The 17,378-nt window shown below is 72.2% G+C and carries 14 protein-coding genes and 3 tRNA genes; 6 read left to right on the top strand and 11 right to left on the bottom strand.

Going from position 1 to position 17,378, the window contains the following annotated elements:
• Positions 1-7: 7 nt before the first annotated feature.
• The 4 genes from LTL01_RS06035 to LTL01_RS06050 all read right to left on the bottom strand — a co-directional run bounded on the left by LTL01_RS06035 (position 8) and on the right by LTL01_RS06050 (position 5,664).
• Positions 8-1,648 (bottom strand): GMC family oxidoreductase, encoded by a 1,641-nt coding sequence (locus LTL01_RS06035; protein WP_236967819.1) that lies wholly within the window; start codon positions 1,646-1,648, stop codon positions 8-10.
• On the bottom strand, positions 1,645-3,438 hold the full coding sequence (locus LTL01_RS06040; protein ID WP_236967820.1) for an aldehyde dehydrogenase family protein: 1,794 nt from the start codon (positions 3,436-3,438) through the stop codon (positions 1,645-1,647). Before LTL01_RS06040 ends, LTL01_RS06035 begins: the two co-directional genes overlap by 4 nt.
• An 80-nt stretch (positions 3,439-3,518) precedes the next feature.
• Positions 3,519-4,784: a kynureninase gene (locus LTL01_RS06045; RefSeq protein ID WP_372461303.1), complete on the bottom strand. Its 1,266-nt coding sequence runs from the start codon at positions 4,782-4,784 to the stop codon at positions 3,519-3,521.
• Positions 4,785-4,791: 7 nt separating this feature from the next.
• Positions 4,792-5,664 (bottom strand): amidohydrolase family protein, encoded by an 873-nt coding sequence (locus LTL01_RS06050; RefSeq protein ID WP_236967821.1) that lies wholly within the window; start codon positions 5,662-5,664, stop codon positions 4,792-4,794.
• Between the two features lie 158 nt (positions 5,665-5,822).
• Here LTL01_RS06050 and LTL01_RS14660 point away from each other — a divergent pair, with 158 nt between their 5' ends.
• On the top strand, positions 5,823-8,966 hold the full coding sequence (locus LTL01_RS14660; protein WP_272877814.1) for a S8 family peptidase: 3,144 nt from the start codon (positions 5,823-5,825) through the stop codon (positions 8,964-8,966).
• 106 nt (positions 8,967-9,072) lie between these two features.
• On the opposite strand, the gene kynA is transcribed toward LTL01_RS14660, so the two are convergent.
• Together kynA and LTL01_RS06065 are read right to left on the bottom strand one after the other, a co-directional pair.
• Positions 9,073-9,921: a tryptophan 2,3-dioxygenase gene (kynA, locus tag LTL01_RS06060; RefSeq protein ID WP_236967822.1), complete on the bottom strand. Its 849-nt coding sequence runs from the start codon at positions 9,919-9,921 to the stop codon at positions 9,073-9,075.
• Between the two features lie 68 nt (positions 9,922-9,989).
• Positions 9,990-10,244: a glutaredoxin domain-containing protein gene (locus LTL01_RS06065; RefSeq protein WP_236967823.1), complete on the bottom strand. Its 255-nt coding sequence runs from the start codon at positions 10,242-10,244 to the stop codon at positions 9,990-9,992.
• 64 nt (positions 10,245-10,308) lie between these two features.
• Between LTL01_RS06065 and LTL01_RS06070 the strand changes: the two genes are divergently transcribed.
• On the top strand, positions 10,309-11,451 hold the full coding sequence (locus LTL01_RS06070) for a glycosyltransferase (RefSeq protein WP_236967824.1): 1,143 nt from the start codon (positions 10,309-10,311) through the stop codon (positions 11,449-11,451).
• Positions 11,452-11,506: 55 nt separating this feature from the next.
• Here LTL01_RS06070 and LTL01_RS06075 read toward each other — a convergent pair whose 3' ends face one another.
• Positions 11,507-12,661, bottom strand: coding sequence for a xylanase (locus LTL01_RS06075; protein WP_236967825.1), 1,155 nt, complete (start codon positions 12,659-12,661; stop codon positions 11,507-11,509).
• A 63-nt stretch (positions 12,662-12,724) separates the two neighbouring features.
• Here LTL01_RS06075 and LTL01_RS06080 point away from each other — a divergent pair, with 63 nt between their 5' ends.
• From LTL01_RS06080 to LTL01_RS06090, 3 genes are all read left to right on the top strand, one after another.
• Positions 12,725-13,240, top strand: coding sequence for a glycine cleavage system transcriptional repressor (locus LTL01_RS06080; RefSeq protein ID WP_236967826.1), 516 nt, complete (start codon positions 12,725-12,727; stop codon positions 13,238-13,240).
• Positions 13,241-13,498: 258 nt separating this feature from the next.
• Positions 13,499-13,750 carry a twin-arginine translocase TatA/TatE family subunit gene (gene tatA, locus LTL01_RS06085; protein WP_053546544.1) on the top strand — a complete coding sequence of 84 codons (252 nt, stop codon included), beginning with the start codon at positions 13,499-13,501 and terminating at the stop codon, positions 13,748-13,750.
• 65 nt (positions 13,751-13,815) lie between these two features.
• Positions 13,816-14,895: an NADH:flavin oxidoreductase/NADH oxidase gene (locus LTL01_RS06090; RefSeq protein ID WP_236967827.1), complete on the top strand. Its 1,080-nt coding sequence runs from the start codon at positions 13,816-13,818 to the stop codon at positions 14,893-14,895.
• 7 nt (positions 14,896-14,902) lie between these two features.
• Here the strand turns inward: LTL01_RS06090 and LTL01_RS06095 are convergent, their stop codons facing one another.
• Positions 14,903-15,709 (bottom strand): siderophore-interacting protein, encoded by an 807-nt coding sequence (locus LTL01_RS06095; RefSeq protein WP_236967828.1) that lies wholly within the window; start codon positions 15,707-15,709, stop codon positions 14,903-14,905.
• A gap of 150 nt (positions 15,710-15,859) precedes the next feature.
• Here LTL01_RS06095 and LTL01_RS06100 point away from each other — a divergent pair, with 150 nt between their 5' ends.
• Positions 15,860-16,909 carry an alpha/beta fold hydrolase gene (locus tag LTL01_RS06100; protein ID WP_236967829.1) on the top strand — a complete coding sequence of 350 codons (1,050 nt, stop codon included), beginning with the start codon at positions 15,860-15,862 and terminating at the stop codon, positions 16,907-16,909.
• Positions 16,910-16,953: 44 nt separating this feature from the next.
• On the opposite strand, the gene LTL01_RS06105 is transcribed toward LTL01_RS06100, so the two are convergent.
• The 3 genes from LTL01_RS06105 to LTL01_RS06115 all read right to left on the bottom strand — a co-directional run bounded on the left by LTL01_RS06105 (position 16,954) and on the right by LTL01_RS06115 (position 17,283).
• Positions 16,954-17,026, bottom strand: a tRNA-Phe gene (locus LTL01_RS06105).
• Between the two features lie 82 nt (positions 17,027-17,108).
• Positions 17,109-17,182 (bottom strand) — tRNA-Asp (locus tag LTL01_RS06110).
• A gap of 28 nt (positions 17,183-17,210) precedes the next feature.
• Positions 17,211-17,283: transfer RNA gene (locus LTL01_RS06115), tRNA-Glu, on the bottom strand.
• Between the last annotated feature and the right edge of the window lie 95 nt (positions 17,284-17,378).

The following is a 17,378-nucleotide window of genomic DNA, read 5'->3' on the forward strand; positions in this document are numbered from 1 at the left end:
TCTGCGTTCAGCGGCTGGTCGACGCGAGGAGGTCCGCGGCGCGCTCGCCGATGACGATGCTCGGAGCGTGGGTGTGCCCGCGGATGACGACGGGCATCACCGAGGCGTCGGCGACGCGCAGCCCCTGTACGCCGCGCACCCGGAGCTCGGGGTCGACGACGGATGCCGCATCCGTCCCCATCCGCGCCGTGCCCACCGGGTGGTAGAGCGTGTGGGAGTGGTGCCGGAGTGACGCTTCGGCGCGCTCGGCCGCGGTCATCGCGTCGCCGCCGTCGGGCTGGATCCATCCGCCGGTCGTGACGGCGCGGAGCGACGGCATCCGCAGCAGCCGTTCGCACTCGGCGAGACCCGCGAGCATCGTCCGCTCGTCGACGCCGTCGGGATCGCTGAGGTACCGCGGGTCGATGACGGGCGCCCCGGTCGGGTCGGTCGAGGCGAGTCGGATCTCTCCGCGACTCCGCGGACGCAACAGGATCGCTCCGACCGTGAGCCCCTCCCCGGGTGTCGGCACGAGCCCCTCCCCGACGTACGGGACGGGCGCGAAGATGATCTCGATGTCGGGTAGATCCGCGGCCATCCCGGCCTCGTCGGCGACGGGGGTCCGGACGAACCCGTACGCCTCGGCGACGTTCGAGGTCAGCATCCCGCGCCGCCGCGCGAGGAAGGGCGCGAGGTGACGTGCGCGCGTGGCGGTGTGCAGCGTGCCGCCGTGCGCGGCCGGCGCGAGCCCCGCGACGAGGTGGTCCTGCAGGTTGCGTCCGACCTCCGGGGCGTCCACCACGGGGCGGATGCCGAGCCCGGCGAGCGCGTCGGCGGGACCGATGCCGCTCAGGAGAAGCAGCTGCGGCGTGTTGATCGCGCCGCCGGCGAGCACGACCTCCTCACGTGCGGTCACGCGACGGGTGACGCCGTCGATCCGGACGTACACGCCCGTCGCGCGGGGGCCGCCGGCGGCGTCGTCGTCGAACAGCACGCGCGTCACGAGCGCGTCGGTCACGATGCGGAGGTTCGGGCGCCCGCGTGCGGGGCGGAGGTACGTGTCGGCGGTCGAGGCCCGCGCGCCGCGGTGCTGGGTGACCATCGTCTGGCTGAAACCCTGCCCGGCGGGCAGGTTCGCCGGCGTCACCGGATGCCCCGCTTCGACCGCGGCGGCCAGGAACGCCGCCGTCTGCGGTCGGGGGTCGCGCTGGTGCTCGACGTGCTGCGACCCGTCGGCGCCCTGCGTCGGATCCGCCGGGTCGTCGGTCCGCTCCACGCGCCGGAAGAGGGGTGCCAGGTGTTCCCACGACCACGCGGGGCCCGCGGCATCCGCCCACTCGTCGTAATCGGCGGCGAACCCGCGCACCCACATCATCGCGTTGAGCGACGACGAGCCGCCGAGTGTGCGGCCCCGCGGCCAGTACACGCGGCGCCCGGCGAGGTGCTCCTGCGGCGTGGTGTCGTACGACCAGTCGTAGGGGCCGCGGAACAGGCGCGAGAACGCGGCGGGCACGTGCAGTTCCGGCGCCCGGTCGACGGGGCCGGCCTCGAGGAGCAGCACCGTGCGTCGCGGATCCTCGGTGAGGCGCGCCGCGAGGGCCGCACCGGCCGAGCCCGCGCCGACGACGACCACATCGGCGACGAGGTCGCCCCGCCCGGTGTCGCTCATGCGCGCAGCGCCCGGAGGAACGTGGGCACGAGTCCGCCGATCGCGCGGATCGAGCGGAGTCCTCCGCGCGCCCGGAACCGGGTGAACCCGGCGCTGACGGATGCCCCGGTGCGCGCGCCGACGAACCACGGCGGCTTCGGCAGGACGGAGAAGATCCCCGCCCGGCCCGGGAGGAGGGTGGGCAGCGACCGCGGGAACGGCCGGAACGGCGCCCGCCCGATCGAGCGCTCGACGTCGTCGAGGAGGAGGGCGTTGTGCACGACTCCGGTGCCGCTGCCGATGTCGGCGAGTGTGCCGCCGGGGAACGCGTTCCACGTGAGCGTCGGGGTGAGGAAGACGAACCCGGTCCACGTGTTGATCGCGATCGCGCCGTAGCGGAGCGCGGCGACGGCCTCCTCGAACCCGCTCCCCAGCGCCCGCTCCGTCTCGGGATCGATCAGCAGGTTCGCCCCGAGCGACCCGGCCAGCCGGTCGTTCGCGTACGCGACCGCGCGGTCGAGGAACTCCTGCCCGTCTCCGGCGAGGGTCTGCACGCCGAGGACCGGGGCGAAGTACTCCGTCTGCTCCATCGGCGTCGCGTCGTCGTCCGGCCGGAGCTCGACGAGCAGGCGCTCGCCCCCGACGCGGAGGGCGTGCGGGAAGGATGCCGCGGCGGCGGCCACGCTCGTGGCGCCGCTCGGATACCAGACCGGCCGCGCGGGGGCGACGGCGAGGGCGCGGCGGAGCTCTTTCAGGAACGCGTTCCGCTGCGGCCAGTCGGCGCTGAGGATCACCACCTGGCCGGCGATGCAGTTGTGGCCGGCGTTGTGCAGGCGCATCGTCGCGATGTGCTCGGCCTGGAACCGGAGGTCGGCGGCGCTCCACCGGCCGGGGACGACGATGATCGGCGAGACTCCGCCGAGCTCGGCGGAGATGGGGACCTTTAGCTTCGGGCGTCCCTCGCGCCGTCGCCGGGTGGTCGCACCCGAGGGCGGACCCCAGACGATCGCGTCGAAGGTCTCGGCCGCTCCCGTGATGTGCACGTGGTCGATGCCGGAGTGGGCGGTCAGGTGGGCGCCGACCGCGCCGCCGCCACGGACGATCCGCAGGTACCCGCCGGCGATGAGCGGCGCCAGGACCTGACGGAGGATCGGGAGGAGGGCATCCTGCAGGGGGTTGAGCTTCAGCAGCACGACGCGGTTGTGCGCGAGGAGCTCGGTGAAGACGTCCTGCACGGGGATGGAGGTGATGTTGCCCGCGCCGAGGACGAGTCCCACGCCGCCGGGAGCCTGCGGGTCGCGCTGGGCGAGGCCTGCCCGCCGGCGGGCGTCGGCCGCGGTCGTGCCGGGCGTGAACCACACCTCGCCGGTGTACCCCGACAGCACGAGCCGGTCCGAGAGGTCGCCCGGGAACACGTGCGCCCGGACCCGCCCGCCCGGCGCGGACGCGAGCGCGACGTCGTCGAGGGGGGAGGCGCCGCGGGCGAGCGTCCGCAGCGTCCGGGCGTACGCGGCCGTCGCCACGAGCGCGGCATACGGACCCGAGAGCCACTCCTCGCCGCGGGACGGATGCCCCGGGTCCAGGCCCTTGGCCCGGGACGCGGCATCCGCCCATTCCTCCGCGCCCGCGGCGATGGTGTCGTGCAGCCGGTCGAACAGCCGTGCGCGCTGCGTGAGCGTCAGGTGCCGCCAGGTCCGCGCCCCGCGCCGGAGGCCGTCGAGGGCGGCGTCGACGGTAGCCCGCTCGGTGTCGGTGAGTCCGGCCACCGTGGCTGAGGCGGACGGGGCGGCGAGGTGAGAGGCCTGCGGCATGACGCGCTCCTTCGTGCGTGCCGTCAGTGTACCCGCGCGGTGAGACGTCGTCTCAGGAGGACGGGGACCGGATGCCGCGCTCAGCCGACCTCGGCCACCGCCCGTGCGATCTCGCGCATGCCGTCGAGGGTCTCGGCGAAGCTCGTCGACAGGGGCGAGAGCCCGATCCGGAGTCCTCCGGGGTCGCGGTAGTCCGGGATGACGTCGCGCTCCCACAGGCGGCGGGTCACCTCGCGCATGCGGGGGTGCGAGAGCGTCACGTGGCCGCCGCGGTGCGCGGGGGAGCGCGGCGAGGCGATCCCGACCCCGAGGGGTGCGAGGAGCTCCTCGGTCGCCTCGACCGCGAACTCGGTGAGCGCGATGGACTTCGCGCGGATCTCATCGATCCCCGCCTCGGCGATCATCGCGAGGGTGTCCTGCATCGCCAGCATCCCGACGATCGGCGGGGTGCCCGACAGGAACCGGCGCATGCCGTCGGCCGGGCGGTAGCGGGGGCCCATCGCGAAGACGTCGGCCGCGCCCATCCACCCCTGGATTGGCTGCGCCAGTGCCGCCTGGTGGCGGTGGGCGACATAGGCGAAGGCGGGCGAGCCCGGACCGCCGTTGAGGTACTTGTAGGTGCAGCCGACCGCGATGTCGACCCGCCACGCGTCGCACTCCACCGGCACGGAACCCGCCGAGTGGCAGAGGTCCCAGAGCACGAGGGCGCCGGCGTCGTGGCTGATGCGCGTAAGGGTCTCGACGTCGGCGAGGTGGCCGGAGCGGTAGGCGACGTGCGAGAGCACCACGACCGCCGTCTCCGGCCCGACCGCGGCGCGCAGCTGGTCGGCCTCGACACCCGCGGCGGTGTCGACGTCGATCCACCGGATGCGCCCGCCCCGCTCGGCGGCGATCCCCTCGACGAGGTAGCGGTCGGTGGGGAAGTTGTCGCGGTCGACGACGATCTCCACGCGGCGCGGGTCGAGCCCGTGCTGGTGGTCGAACGCCGCCCGGATCAGCTTGTACAGCAGCACCGTCGTGGAGTCGCCGATGACCGTCTGCCCGGATGCCGCGCCGATGGCGGTGCGGCCGATCTCGTCGCCGATCGTGAAGGGCAGCTCCATCCACGACTCGTCCCAGCCGCGGATGAGGCGTCCGCCCCACTCCTCGAGACCGAACCGCTCCCACCGCTCGAGCGTCGCGCGGGGCGGGCGTCCGAGGGAGTTGCCGTCGAAGTACACCAGCGACGTCTCGCTCCCGACGAACCGGTCGCGGAACCCCGCCAGCGGGTCGGCGGCGTCCAGGCGCGCGGCCAGGCGGTCCAGGTCGTCCGGTCCGGTCGCGGGCGGGGTCGCGGTCCTGGTCACGGGGTCCTCACATCCTCACCACGCGCGCCCGGGCGAAACGGGCGGCGACGGCGGCATCGGTCTCGCGGATGCCGCCGGTGACGGCATCCGGAACGACCGTACCCACTCCGGCGGGCGCGTGGGGGAGCGGCCACGGATCGCTGAGCGCGCGGACGAGCGCATCGCCGCGGATGCCGGCCGCGCGGAGCCGCTCGATCTCGGTCGCGTTCACGCCGAGCGGCAGATCTCCGTTGCCGAGGTCGGTGCCGTAGAGGACGCGGCCGCCGGCACGATGGAACCGTGCGAGGTGCGCCGTCGCCGTCGCCGCCGCCGGGGAGCCGGCCACGTGGATCGCGAGCGTCGAGATCCAGAGCGTCTGCGCGGCGGCGCGGGCGAGGAGCTCGTCGTCGAGGTGATCGTCGAACGGGGTGTGCGCGAGGGCGTCCACCCCGGCATCGAGCGCGCGCCGCGTCATCCCCTCGCCCTCGACGTGCGCGACGACCGGGAGACCACGCGTACGGGCTGCGGCCACGACGGCGCGGAGGATCTCGTCATCCGGAACCGGTCCGGAGCGCGCGTTCAGGGCGATCTTGATGAGCGAGGCGCCGGACGCGGCCTGTTCCGCGACCGCGACGGCCGCGTCCGCGGCATCCGTCATCTCCCGGACGACACCGCCCGGCGCCCACGCGCGCCCGGCGGGATAGCCGCCCACCGCGGTGAGGAACGCGCCCGCGTAGGCCGGATGCCGCATCGTCGCCCGTGCGGCGGCGAGGCGTGTCGGATCCCCGCCGAGGTCCACCCAGCCGGCGATCCCGCCGGCGTTCAGAACCGTCGTATCGACGAGATGCTCGTGCACGTGATGGTCGATGAAGGGCGGGAGGAGAGTGCCGGCGGAGGCCATCGCGTCAGTGTATGAGAAAGCTCTCAGGAACCTTTGAGGTTGTCTCACCCTCTGCCTACGGTTATCGCGCCGCGCCCACCCGGTGCGGCGCCGCCGACGCATCAGGCCGGATCGGTACACGGGAGCGGCGAATCCTTCCGCAGAAAAAAGGGAGTGTCATGGGTCACAGACGACGCAGGTTCCTCGCGGGGGTGGTCATCGCGACCGCCGTCCCGATCCTCTCGTTGGGCGCGATGCCCGCCGCGTGGGCGGTCGAGGGCGGGCCCGAGCCCGTCCCGGACGGCTCGATCTCGGACACGTTCGAGACGCCGCTTCCCCGCGGTGTCGCCGACAGCCTGCAGCGCGCGAGCGGTCAGGTCGAGGTCACGGTCCGCCTGGATCAGCCCGCGATCGCCGAGGTCGTCGCCGACGGCGCGCTCGCCGAGGGGGACGTGCCGGCAGAGCCCGTGCAGCAGGAGACCCGCGACGTCGTCGCCACCCAGCAGGACGGATTCCTCGCCGAGGCCGCGAACCTCGGCGCCTCCGAGATCGGACGCACCCAGCTCGCCGCCAACGTCGTGGTCGTCTCGGTCGACGCCGCGCAGCTGGAGACCCTCGCCGCGATCGACGGCGTCGTCTCGGTGAACCCCCTCAACCGCTACGAGAAGCACGAGCTTCCGCAGGACACCGCGTCGGGGAGCCTCTCGCAGGCGATCGACTACGTCCAGGCGCGGCCCCTCCACGACGCCGGCATCGACGGCGCGGGCGTGCGGGTGGCGGTCCTCGACTCGGGCATCGACTTCACGCACCGCAACCTCGGCGGCCCGGGCACGCCCGAGGTCGTCGAGGAGTGCTTCGCCGGAGCGGATGCCGATGTCACCGGCGTCTGCGCGGAGTTCTTCGGCCCCGACGCCCCCAAGGTCAAGGGCGGCTACGACTTCGTCGGCGACGTCTGGCCGAACGGCGACGTGATCCCCGACAGCAACCCCATCGACAGCGGTCCCGAGGGCGGCCACGGCACCCACGTCGCCGACATCATCGCCGGCCGCTCCGCCGACGGCGCGCACCAGGGCATCGCCCCCGGAGCCGAGCTCTACGGCGTCAAGGTGTGCTCGGCGGTGTCGACCTCGTGCAACGGCGTCGCGATCCTCCAGGGCCTCGACTGGTCGCTCGATCCGAACGGCGACGGCGACATCTCCGACGCCGTCGACATCGTGAACCTCTCGCTCGGTTCCTCCTACGGCCAGGACCAGGACGACTCGTCCCTCGCCGCCGACAACCTCGTCCGCGCCGGCATCGTCGTCGTCGCCTCGGCGGGCAACTCCGCCGACCGCCCCTTCATCGTCGGTTCGCCCTCCTCGGCGCCCGGCGTCATCAGCGTCGCCCAGACGGCGCTCCCCGACGACCTGCAGTGGGTCCTCGATCCCTCCAGCGGCGACGCGATCAGCAACGCCGTGCACCAGGCCTGGTCGCCGGTGCCGGAGGGCGTCATCTCCGCGCCGCTGGTGCGACCCGGAGACGACGGCGGCGTCGGATGCTCGAACGAGGCCTTCGCGGGCTTCCCCGAGGGGTCGATCGCGCTCATCCAGCGCGGTGTCTGCAACGTCTCCGACAAGGCCGTGTTCGCCCAGGCCGCCGGAGCCGTCGCCGTGGTCATCTTCAACAACGCCCCCGGCGACCCGCCGAGCTTCAGCTTCGGCAGCGCCGAGCCGGTCGTCGTCCCCACCTTCACGATCAGCCAGGCCGCCGGTCAGGCCCTCGTCGCCGCGCTCGGCGCCGGTGAGGTCACAGTCACGATCGACCCGGCATCCGCCATCCCGCTGACGAACACCATGGTCGGCACCTCCAGCCGCGGTCTCACCGTCACCGGACTCCGCGCGAAGCCCGACATCGGCGCTCCCGGGGCGTGGCTGTCGGCCGAGACGCAGACCGGCACCGAGGTGACGAACTTCGGCGGAACCTCCGGAGCCGCCCCGGTCGTCTCGGGTGTGGCCGCGCTCGTGCTGCAGAAGCACCCGGACGCCACCCCGGCCCAGGTCAAGGCGCGCCTGCTGAACGGCGCCGACTCCTCCAACCGCACCCCCACAGCGGACGGCTTCATCGCCACCCCGATCTCGCGGGTCGGTGCGGGCGAGGTCCGCGCGCTCCCCGCGGCGGACGCGGTGGGTGTGCTGACGACGGCCGGCACCGGCGGCAACGTCGGGCTCGGCATCCCGTCGGTCACGCGGTCGGAGCGCTTCACCGTCGACCTGACCCTGACGAACACGTCGAATGAGCGCAAGCGCTACGACATGGCGGCGGCTTTCCGCGACGAGACCGATGCGGCCAGCCGCGCGGTCGACCTGCAGATCAGCCCGCGCAACGTCACCGTCGCCGCCGGGCAGAGCAAGAAGGTCTCGGTGCGCGTCACGATCGACGGCGCGCGGCTGCAGGACTGGCCGTTCGACTCGGCCGGCGCGATCGGCGACGGCTCGGCCCTCAACGGTCCCGAGTTCGACGGCTGGATCACCGCGACCTCGGGCGACGAGGAGCTGCACGTCGGCTGGACGGTGCTTCCGCGGAAGGCCGCCGAGGTGACCGCCCCCAAGAGCGTGAAGCTCGACCGGCGCGGCGAGGCGGACCTGACGCTCAAGAACGACTCGCGCGTCGGCACGGGCGGCGTGGAGATGTTCGCGCTGACCGGCACGAGCGAGCGTCAGCCGAAGCCGGCCGAGGGCGACCCGGGCACGCCGGGGAGCAACGCGGCACGGATCGACCTCGCCGCGACCGGCGTCCGCACCGTCGACGACGTCGTCCAGTTCGCCGTGGCGACCTACGACCGCCGGACGGTGCTGACCTACCCCGCCGAGTTCGACGTGTACGTCGACGTCGACGAGGACGGCACGGACGACTACGTCGTCTACAACGCGGAGGCCGGAGGGTTCGGCCTCACCGGGCAGTCGGTCGTCTACGTGCTCGACCTCGCGACCAACGCGGCGTCGGCGTTCTACTACACCGACGGCGGGTTCGACTCGTCCACCCAGATCCTCACGGCGCCGCTGGCGGCGCTGGGGCTCCAGGCGGGACAGACGTTCTCGTACACCGTCCTGGCGATCGACAACTACTTCACCGGAGCCGTCACCGACTCCATCGAAGGACAGCGGTTCACCGTCGGCGGCGAGAAGTACCTCGTCCCGGCCACGACCGAGGTCGGCCCGCGCGACCGCGTGAAGCTCGACGTCACCGCCAACCCCGCCGCGGGGGAGTCGACCCAGACCGGACTGCTGCTGCTGAACCGCAGCGCCGCGAAGGACGACTTCTCCCTCGTGGAGGTGCGCGGCTGACGCTCGGAACCCCCCCCGGAGCGGGTCGGACCTCAGGGTCCGGCCCGTTCCGGGTTTCCGGCCCGTTCCGGGTTTCCGGCCGGTACCGGCGCGGTTGCGGTCGCGTCTACAACGACGTGCGGACGGCGAACAGCTCGGGGAAGAACGTCAGCTCCAGTGCCCGCTGCAGGAACGGGGCGCCGCTCGAACCGCCGGTGCCGGTCTTGAATCCGATGATCCGCTCGACGGTCTTCAGGTGGCGGAAACGCCACAGCTGGAAGTTGTCCTCCAGGTCCACGAGCTCCTCGCACGTCTCGTACGCCGCCCAGTGCGCCGACGGGTCGGCGTAGATCGCGGTGAAGACGGGGACGAGCTCCTCCGAGAACGTCCACGCGCGGGTCACGTCGCGCGTGAGCACGGCAGCCGGAATGTCGTAGCCGGTCCGCGCGAGCATACGGAGGAACTCGTCGTAGAGGCTCGGGGCCTCGAGCGCCCCCTGCACGAGCGCCCGCGCCGCGGGATCGGCGTCGAAGACCCGCACCATCGCGGCGTTCTTGTTGCCGAGGGTGAACTCGATCGCGCGGTACTGCGCCGACTGGAAGCCACTGGAGTTGCCGAGCACGTCGCGGAACTGCACGTACTCCGCAGGGGTGAGGGTGGCCAGCACCGACCACTGTTCGGTGAGGGTCTTCTGGATGTGCTTCACCCGGGCGATGCACTTCAGCGCCGGCGGCAGGTCATCGGCCCGGAGCAGGCGCGCGGCCTCGCCGAGTTCGTGAAGGACGAGCTTCAGCCACAGCTCGGTCGTCTGGTGCTGGATGATGAACAGCAGCTCGTCGTGATGCTCCGGCTCGCTGAGGGGCTCCTGCGCCGAGAGCAGCGCATCGAGGCGGAGGTAGCCGCCGTAGCTCATCCGGTCGGAGAAGTCGGTGACGACGGTCTCCTCGATCCTCCGCGTGTTGTCCTCGACGCCCATCCGGCCAGACTACGACCGGCCGCGGCATCCGTCACCGGGGCGGCGGGGCGAGCAGGGAGCGGCGCGACTCAGATGAGGGAGAGCTCGCGCAGCTTCGCCTCGACGTCGGCGTTCGACGGCTCGACGTGGTGCGAGGAGTCCGGGTACAGCACGACGGGGATGTTCGTGCGGCCGGAGATGTCGCGCGCGACGTCGGCGGATGCCGGATCGGCGACGAGGTCGACGTAGGTGTACTCGACACCCAGCTCGTCGAGCTGCTTCTTCGTGCGGATGCAGTCGCGGCACCAATCCGCGCCGAACATGGTGATGGTCTTCGAGCTCATCCCCCCATTCTCGCCCAGCCTGCGCGGTGTCGGGGGCGGTTCGCGCCGTGCGAACATAGGGGCGATGCCGCTCTCGATCATCGTCCCGACGTTCAACGAGGCGCCGAACATCGCGGAACTCGTCCGCCGTGTGACGGCGGTCGTCGACACGTCCGACACCGAGATCGTCTTCGTCGACGACAGCACCGACGACACCCCGGACGTCATCGCCGAGGTCGCCCGGGCGGCTGCCCTGCCGGTTCGCCTGATCCACCGCGAGGCGCCCAGCGGAGGGCTTGGCGGCGCCGTCATCGCCGGAATGACGGCCGCGACCTGGGACACGTGCCTGGTCATCGACGGCGACCTGCAGCATCCGCCGGAGAAGATCCCCGAGCTGCGCGACCGGTTCGCCGTCGGCGACGTCGACGTCGTGATCGCGTCGCGGTACGCGGGCGGCGGCACGTCGAAAGGCCTCGCTGATCGCACGCGCGTGCTCGTGTCGAAGGTGTCGACCTCGGTGACCAAGGCGATGTTCCCGGTGCGGCTGCACGAGGTGACCGACCCGATGACGGGGTTCTTCGTGGTCGACCGCCGCGCGGTGGACGCCGCGACGCTCAAGCCCCGCGGATTCAAGATCCTGCTCGAGATCCTCGCCCGCCGTCCCCTGCGGATCGCGGAGGTGCCCTTCGACTTCGCGGGGCGTCACGCCGGCGAATCCAAGGCGTCGTTCCGCCAGGGTCTGCACTTCCTCGCGCAGCTGACCGCCCTGCGGTTCGGCAAGATGTCGCTGTTCGCCGTCATCGGCGGGATCGGCGCGGTGGCCAACCTCGGAATCGTGTGGGCGCTGACGCAGTTCGGCGTCGACTATGTCATCGCCGCAGTCGTCGGCGCCGAGGTGACCATCATCGGCAACTTCCTGCTGATGGAGCGCTTCGTCTTCCACGACATGAAGCACTCGGCATCCGGTGTCTGGTCACGCTTCGCGAAGTCCTTCGGGTTCAACAACGCGGAGGCGCTCGTGCGGATCCCGATCATGGCGCTCATGGTCGAGACCTGGCACATCTCGGCGGTGCTCGCCACCGCGATCACCCTCGTGGTCGCCTTCGTCGTGCGCTTCGTCTTCCACTCGCTCGTCGTCTACGCACCGCGGAAGGATGCCGCGCCCTCGCGCGCACGCCGCTTCGTCGAGCAGGTCGACGAGCAGGCGATGAGCCCCGGCGAGCTCTGAGCGCGTTCGCCGGCGTTGGCGGGGTTGTGGCGGGGTTCGCGGGGGTTCGGCGGGGTCAGCCGATGAGCGAGACGAGCGAATCCAGCCCCATGCCGTAATCGATCCGGACCACTGGAAGGGCGAGCTTGTCGGTGCCGATGGCGACGGTGCCCGGTTCGATCGTGCGCGCCATCTCCCAGCCGCCCTGACGGAGCGCCTCCTTGGCGGTGTCGTTGTAGTGGCCGAACGGGTAGGCGACGACCTCCTTGACGCCGAGGACGTCGGCGGAGGCCTGCATGTCGGCGATGATCTCCGGGATCCCCCAGTTCACGATGCGCCCCTGGCCGTCATCTCCCGCCTGGTGCATGTCGTGCGTGTGCGAGCGGCGGAGCACGTACGACGACGGCGCGGGATCCTGCCGGTAGGCGGTCACCATGAACGACGTGGAGAGGACGCCGTAGCGATCGACGACGGGCACCGCCAGGTCGAACCAGGTCTGGTCGGCGTCGTCGTCGGTGACGATCACCGACCGCTCGGGAAGCCACAGGCGGCCGTCGATGAAGGCCGAGAGCTCATCCCACGTCGGCAGGTAGAAGCCGGTCGTGGCGATGTGGTTCATGTGAGCGTCGAAGTCGCCGATGTAGGCGTAGTTCCCGCGCAGCCAGTGGTCTTCGCCCTCGGGGCGCTCGGTGAACTGGTGGTACATCAGGATCGGCACGCGCGTGGCGGCGGCGACGTTCTCCTCCGCCGTCATCCACGCGCCGTGGAGGGTGACGCGGCGGTCGTCGCACGCGACGAGCTCGGACCCGTTGACGCGGGCGGGGACGGCGCGGGCCGCGGCATCCTCCGCGGTGGAGTACCAGCCGGCGAACGCGTAGCCCTCGCGGTCGGGGATGGGGAGCGCGGCGTAGAGCGTGCCGGCGATCTGGAGCATCGGTGCGGCCGCGATCTCGTCGCCCGCGAACGACACGGCGCAGGCGGCCGGGTCGTCGGTGGTGGCGAGGAGCTCCTCCTCGGGGGTGAGGGGGGTCGGCGTCGGGGTGGGGGACGGTACCGGGGTGGAGGTGGCGGCCACCGTAGGCTCGTCCGCGCGCGGGGAGGTGAGGGCGATGACGCCCCACGTCACGCCGCCGACCAGGACGACCGCGCCGATCGCGGCGACCAGCGCCCGGCGACGCCGGACCCGGGCGGAGACGCGGCGCCGGCGCGCTCCGGTTCTGGTGCTCTCCATGCGGTTCCCCTTCGCCGTCGACGGGGCCTGTGGTCCGGCCCCGCGCGTGGCTACGCTGATCGTATGACAACCCTCGTGCTCACCGTGGTCGGCGACGATCGGGCGGGTCTCGTGGCGACCGTCGCCGAGATCGTGGGGGCGCACGGGGGCAACTGGGAGACCAGCGCGCTCGCCGAGCTCTCGGGGGCGTTCGCGGGGATCATCGAGGTCTCGGTGCCCGCGGCCCGGACGGACGAGCTGCGCGAGGCGCTGTCCGTGCTCGAAGGGCTGCTGTCCGTCGCGGTGCACGCGGGGGGCGCCACGTCGGGGCGCGACGAGACGGGGCGGCGGATCTCCCTCACCGTGCTGGGGAACGACCGCACCGGAATCGTGCACGAGATCTCCTCCGCGCTCGGGACGCAGGGCGTCAGCATCGAGCGCATGTCGACCGAGACCCGCGACGCCGCCATGGCCGGTGGTCGGCTGTTCGAGGCGACCGTCGTCGCGCGCGTGCCCGCCGGGGTCGACGTCGCCGACGTCGCCGCCCGCATCGAGCGCCTCGCCGACGACCTCCAGGTCGACGTCGCCTTCGAGGACTGACCCCCGTACCCAACTCCTCAGTCTCGGGCGGGAACGGGCCCGGGGGTGGGTTTCGGCGCGCCACGGGCCCGGATCGGAGGAGTTCGGCCCGCGCTGTGCCCGGCGGCGGGTTCGGGGCAAACGCATAGCCGTGGGAGGGCGGCGGCGGGGCGGCGCGGGCGTACGCTTCCTCTGCGCGCGTGCGCGACTCGGGATGCCGGTGGGTCTCACCTGCGGCGGCGGCCCGGGCCGGCCGCGCCCGAGTCCGGGAAGACACACATGCTGAACAACCTCACCGGGTGGCACGCCGTCCTCATCCTCGTCGTGATCCTGCTGCTCTTCGGCGCCGGGAAGCTCCCGGCCCTCGCCAAGAGCGCCGGGCAGTCCGCGCGGATCCTGAAGTCCGAGCTCCGCGAAGGAGCGACGGCGCCCACCCTCGCACCCGACGCGCCCTCGACGGCGACGGCCGAGAGCTCCGCCGAGCCGCAGCCCCGGGTCTCCTCCACACCGCCTCCGCCCTCGACGGCCTGACCGGCATCCGCCGCGATTACGATCGAGCGGGTGCCCGACCCCGATCGGGCCGCCGGAGGAGCGCCATGCGGAACCGTCACCTGTTCACCCCCCTGACGCTGCGCGGCCGCACGGTCCGCAACCGCCTGTGGGTCGCGCCGATGTGCCAGTACTCCGCCGAGGAGCGCGACGGGATGCCGACGGACTGGCACCTGGTCCACCTCGGGTCCTTCGCCCACGGCGGGGCGGGTGCGGTGCTGACCGAGGCCACGGCCGTGAGCCCCGAGGGGCGGATCAGCCCCCAGGACCTCGGCCTGTGGAACGACGCGCAGCGCGACGCGCTCGCGCGCATCGTCGACGCCCTCCACGCGTGCGGTGCGTCCGCCGGCGTGCAGCTCGCCCACGCGGGGCGCAAGGCCTCCACCCACCGGGCGTGGGACGACACCCGCGGATCGGTCGCCCTCGCCGACGGCGGATGGGAGACCGTCGCCCCCAGCGCGATCGCCTTCCCCGGGCTCGCCGAGCCCCGCGCGCTCGACGAGAGCGGCATCCGGGTGGTCGTCGACGACTTCGCCGCGGCGGCCACCCGCGCCAAGGATGCCGGGTTCGACCTCGTCGAGGTGCACGCCGCGCACGGATACCTTCTGCACGAGTTCCTCTCGCCGCTGTCGAACCACCGCACCGATGCCTACGGCGGCTCGTTCGACAATCGCGTGCGCCTCCTCCTCGAGGTCGTCGACGCGGTCCGCGCGGCGATCGGGGACGACCTCATCCTCGTCGTCCGGTTCTCGGCGACCGACTGGACCGACGGCGGCTGGAAGATCGACGAGACGGTGGAAGCCGTGCGCCTCGTCGCCGCGCACGGCGCCGACCTCGTCGACATCTCCAGCGGCGGCAACGTCGCCGACGCGCGCATCCCGGTCGGCCCCGGCTATCAGGTGCCTTTTGCCGCCCGCATCCGAGCGGAGACGGGAGTGCCGACGGCCGCGGTCGGGATGATCGACAGCGCGGCGCAGGCCGAGCAGATCCTCGTCACCGGACAGGCGGATGTCGTCCTGTCGGGCCGCGAGATGCTCCGCAACCCGCACTTCGCCCTGCGCGCGGCGCGGGACCTGGATGCCGATCTGTCGGCGACGCCGCCGCAGTTGACGCGCGGCTTCGCCTGACGCCGGTTCAGGCCGTCGGCGCCTCCGCGGCGGCGAGCTGCTGCTTCCACTCGCGGAAGCCCTCCTCGGTCCGCCCGCGCCGCCAGTAGCCCGAGATCGAGACCTGGCCTCGGGTCAGCCCGCGTTCTCCGTACAGATACGGACGGATGCCGTGCATGACCTCCGCCGCTTCGCCGTGCACGAAGGCGTGGACGCGGCCTTCCGGCCACTCCAGCGCCTTCACGGCGGCGAGCAGCGGATCGGCATCCGTCGCCGGCTCGCTGCGGTAGAGGTGGACGACCTCGGCGTCGTCGGGGAGGGGCAGCTCGGGCTCGTGTCCGGGCTGCTCCAGCTGCAGGATGACGCGGGCCACCGCATCGCCGGGCAGCGCCTCGAGGGCCGCGGTGATCGCCGGGAGTGCGGACTCGTCGCCGACGAGCAGGTGCCAGTCGGCCTCGGGGGAGGGGGCGTACGCGCCTCCGGGGCCGTTCACGACCAGGGTGTCGCCAGGTTCGGCGCGCGCCGCCCAGGGGCCGGCGATCCCCTCGTCGCCGTGGACGACGAAGTCGATCGCGAGCGTTCCGGCCTCGGCATCCGGATACAGCGCCGTGTACGTGCGGACGATCGGCATGTCCTCGGGCGGAACGACTCCCCGCATGGCGCGGACGTCCACGCCCTCCGGCAGGACGACGCCCGGGCGGGGGAAGACGAGTTTCACGTACCGATCGGTGAAGCGGCTGCCCGCGAACGCGGACAGGTCGTCGGAGCGGAAGTGCACGCGCCGCACGACGGGGGTGGTCCAGGACGTCGCGGTGACGACGAGCGTGGTCGGCATGGGAGCTCCTCCGTGCGGGCCCTGCCCGCGCTTGCGGGCGGCATCGATGGGTGCGGCCTTGGCGAGTGTACGACGACCGTCGCTTCGCCGCCCCGGGGTCGGGCGCTGCGCAATGGACGGCAGCTCGCGCGCTCCTGGCATCCTGGACGCATGCCCGCGACAGAGGATGCTCCCGACGTCGACGTCGAGCATGTCGGCGACGGCCGCCGTCTCACGCGCGTGACGCGCGTCCAGACGACCTCCGGGGACGCCGGGCGGCCGTTCGTCCTGGTTGCGGGCGTCGGCGTCGCGGCGACGTACTTCGAGTTCCTCGCGCCGACCCTCGCCGAGAGCGGGGACGTGTTCGCCCTCGATCTGCCGGGCTTCGCGGGGATGCCGCGGCCCGGCGATCAGCCGACGGCGGCGTTCTTCGCCGATCGGGTGGAGGAGGTCCTCGACCACTACGGCCTGGTGGATCCGGTCATCATCGGTCACTCGATGGGGACGCAGGTGGTCACCGAGGTGCTGATCCGTCGTCCCGAGGTGCGTCACGCCGTCCTCGTCAGCCCCGTCGTCAACGACCGGGAGTCGTCGTTGCCGCTCGTCGCCCTGCGATTCGCGCAGTCGGCGACGCGCGAGACCTTCCATCTGGCGATGACGGCGCTGTCGGCGTACATCCTCTGCGGCGTCGTGTATTTCGCGCGGGTGCTTCCGCATCTCCTGCGGTACCGGTTGATCGAGCGGCTTCCGCTCGTCGCCGCATCCGTCCTGCTGATCCGTGGCGAGTTCGACCCGACGTCGCCCCGGCGATTCCACTCGCGCCTGGTCGCGGCTGCGCGGGACGCCCGCCGGTGGGAGATCCGGGGAGCCGCGCACTCGATCATCAACGCCCACGCCATCGGAGCGGCCGACCTCGTCGTGCGACACGCGAACGACGCGATCGCTCCGAAGGGACGGATGCCGGCCGAGAAGGCGGTCGTTCCGCCGCCGCCGCATGCGGGTGTGGACATCGTCCTCAGTGCGTTGCGCGAGCGATTCGCGGAGTGGTGGTCCGCCGCGCGTGGCGACGAGGCAGGTGTCGAGCGGGCGAAGGAGCGGCACGCCCGCATCCTGTGGAGCGCCTACTCGCGGTCCGGTCGGGATCCGCGTCGCGCCGCGGGTGCCGAGAAGGCGACGGCGACCGAGCGTCCTTCCGGAAAAGACGAAACCCCCGCGATGTAGAAGCTACGCGAGGGTTCCTGGGATGACTGTAACGGTCATCCGTGTGGCTCCGACCGGCATCGATCCGGTGACCTTTCGATTTTCAGTCGAACGCTCTACCAACTGAGCTACAGAGCCGCGTGGCATCCGTATCGTGAACGACGCAATGCCACGTCCTAGACGAAAGGCCCTCTTTTCACAAAGGGCCTGTCGCTCGGAGCGACCCTGACGGGACTTGAACCCGCGACCTCCGCCGTGACAGGGCGGCACGCTAACCAACTGCGCTACAGGGCCATACGTTTTCAATTATATGTGCGGAGAGTGACCCCAACGGGATTCGAACCCGTGCTACCGCCGTGAAAGGGCGGCGTCCTAGGCCGCTAAACGATGGGGCCGAGCGAACCCGGAGGCTCACGCTTACCGACGCCCAAGCATACGTAATCTTCGGCCGATGCGCCAATCGAGGGCGTGTGCACCCCGAAAAAGGGCC

Source organism: Microbacterium aurantiacum (genome assembly GCF_021654035.1).
Classification (GTDB): Bacteria; Actinomycetota; Actinomycetes; order Actinomycetales; family Microbacteriaceae; genus Microbacterium; species Microbacterium aurantiacum.

Excerpts from the sequence above, each read along its gene's own strand:
- tatA (WP_053546544.1), top strand. The coding sequence starts at position 13,499 with ATGCTGAACAACCTCACCGGGTGGCACGCCGTCCTCATCCTCGTCGTG.
- LTL01_RS06100 (WP_236967829.1), top strand. The coding sequence starts at position 15,860 with ATGCCCGCGACAGAGGATGCTCCCGACGTCGACGTCGAGCATGTCGGC.
- LTL01_RS06040 (WP_236967820.1), bottom strand. The coding sequence starts at position 3,438 with ATGCCGCAGGCCTCTCACCTCGCCGCCCCGTCCGCCTCAGCCACGGTG.
- LTL01_RS06035 (WP_236967819.1), bottom strand. The coding sequence starts at position 1,648 with ATGAGCGACACCGGGCGGGGCGACCTCGTCGCCGATGTGGTCGTCGTC.
- LTL01_RS06070 (WP_236967824.1), top strand. The coding sequence starts at position 10,309 with ATGCCGCTCTCGATCATCGTCCCGACGTTCAACGAGGCGCCGAACATC.
- LTL01_RS06095 (WP_236967828.1), bottom strand. The coding sequence starts at position 15,709 with ATGCCGACCACGCTCGTCGTCACCGCGACGTCCTGGACCACCCCCGTC.
- LTL01_RS14660 (WP_272877814.1), top strand. The coding sequence starts at position 5,823 with ATGGGTCACAGACGACGCAGGTTCCTCGCGGGGGTGGTCATCGCGACC.
- kynA (WP_236967822.1), bottom strand. The coding sequence starts at position 9,921 with ATGGGCGTCGAGGACAACACGCGGAGGATCGAGGAGACCGTCGTCACC.
- LTL01_RS06050 (WP_236967821.1), bottom strand. The coding sequence starts at position 5,664 with ATGGCCTCCGCCGGCACTCTCCTCCCGCCCTTCATCGACCATCACGTG.
- LTL01_RS06075 (WP_236967825.1), bottom strand. The coding sequence starts at position 12,661 with ATGGAGAGCACCAGAACCGGAGCGCGCCGGCGCCGCGTCTCCGCCCGG.
- LTL01_RS06080 (WP_236967826.1), top strand. The coding sequence starts at position 12,725 with ATGACAACCCTCGTGCTCACCGTGGTCGGCGACGATCGGGCGGGTCTC.
- LTL01_RS06065 (WP_236967823.1), bottom strand. The coding sequence starts at position 10,244 with ATGAGCTCGAAGACCATCACCATGTTCGGCGCGGATTGGTGCCGCGAC.
- LTL01_RS06090 (WP_236967827.1), top strand. The coding sequence starts at position 13,816 with ATGCGGAACCGTCACCTGTTCACCCCCCTGACGCTGCGCGGCCGCACG.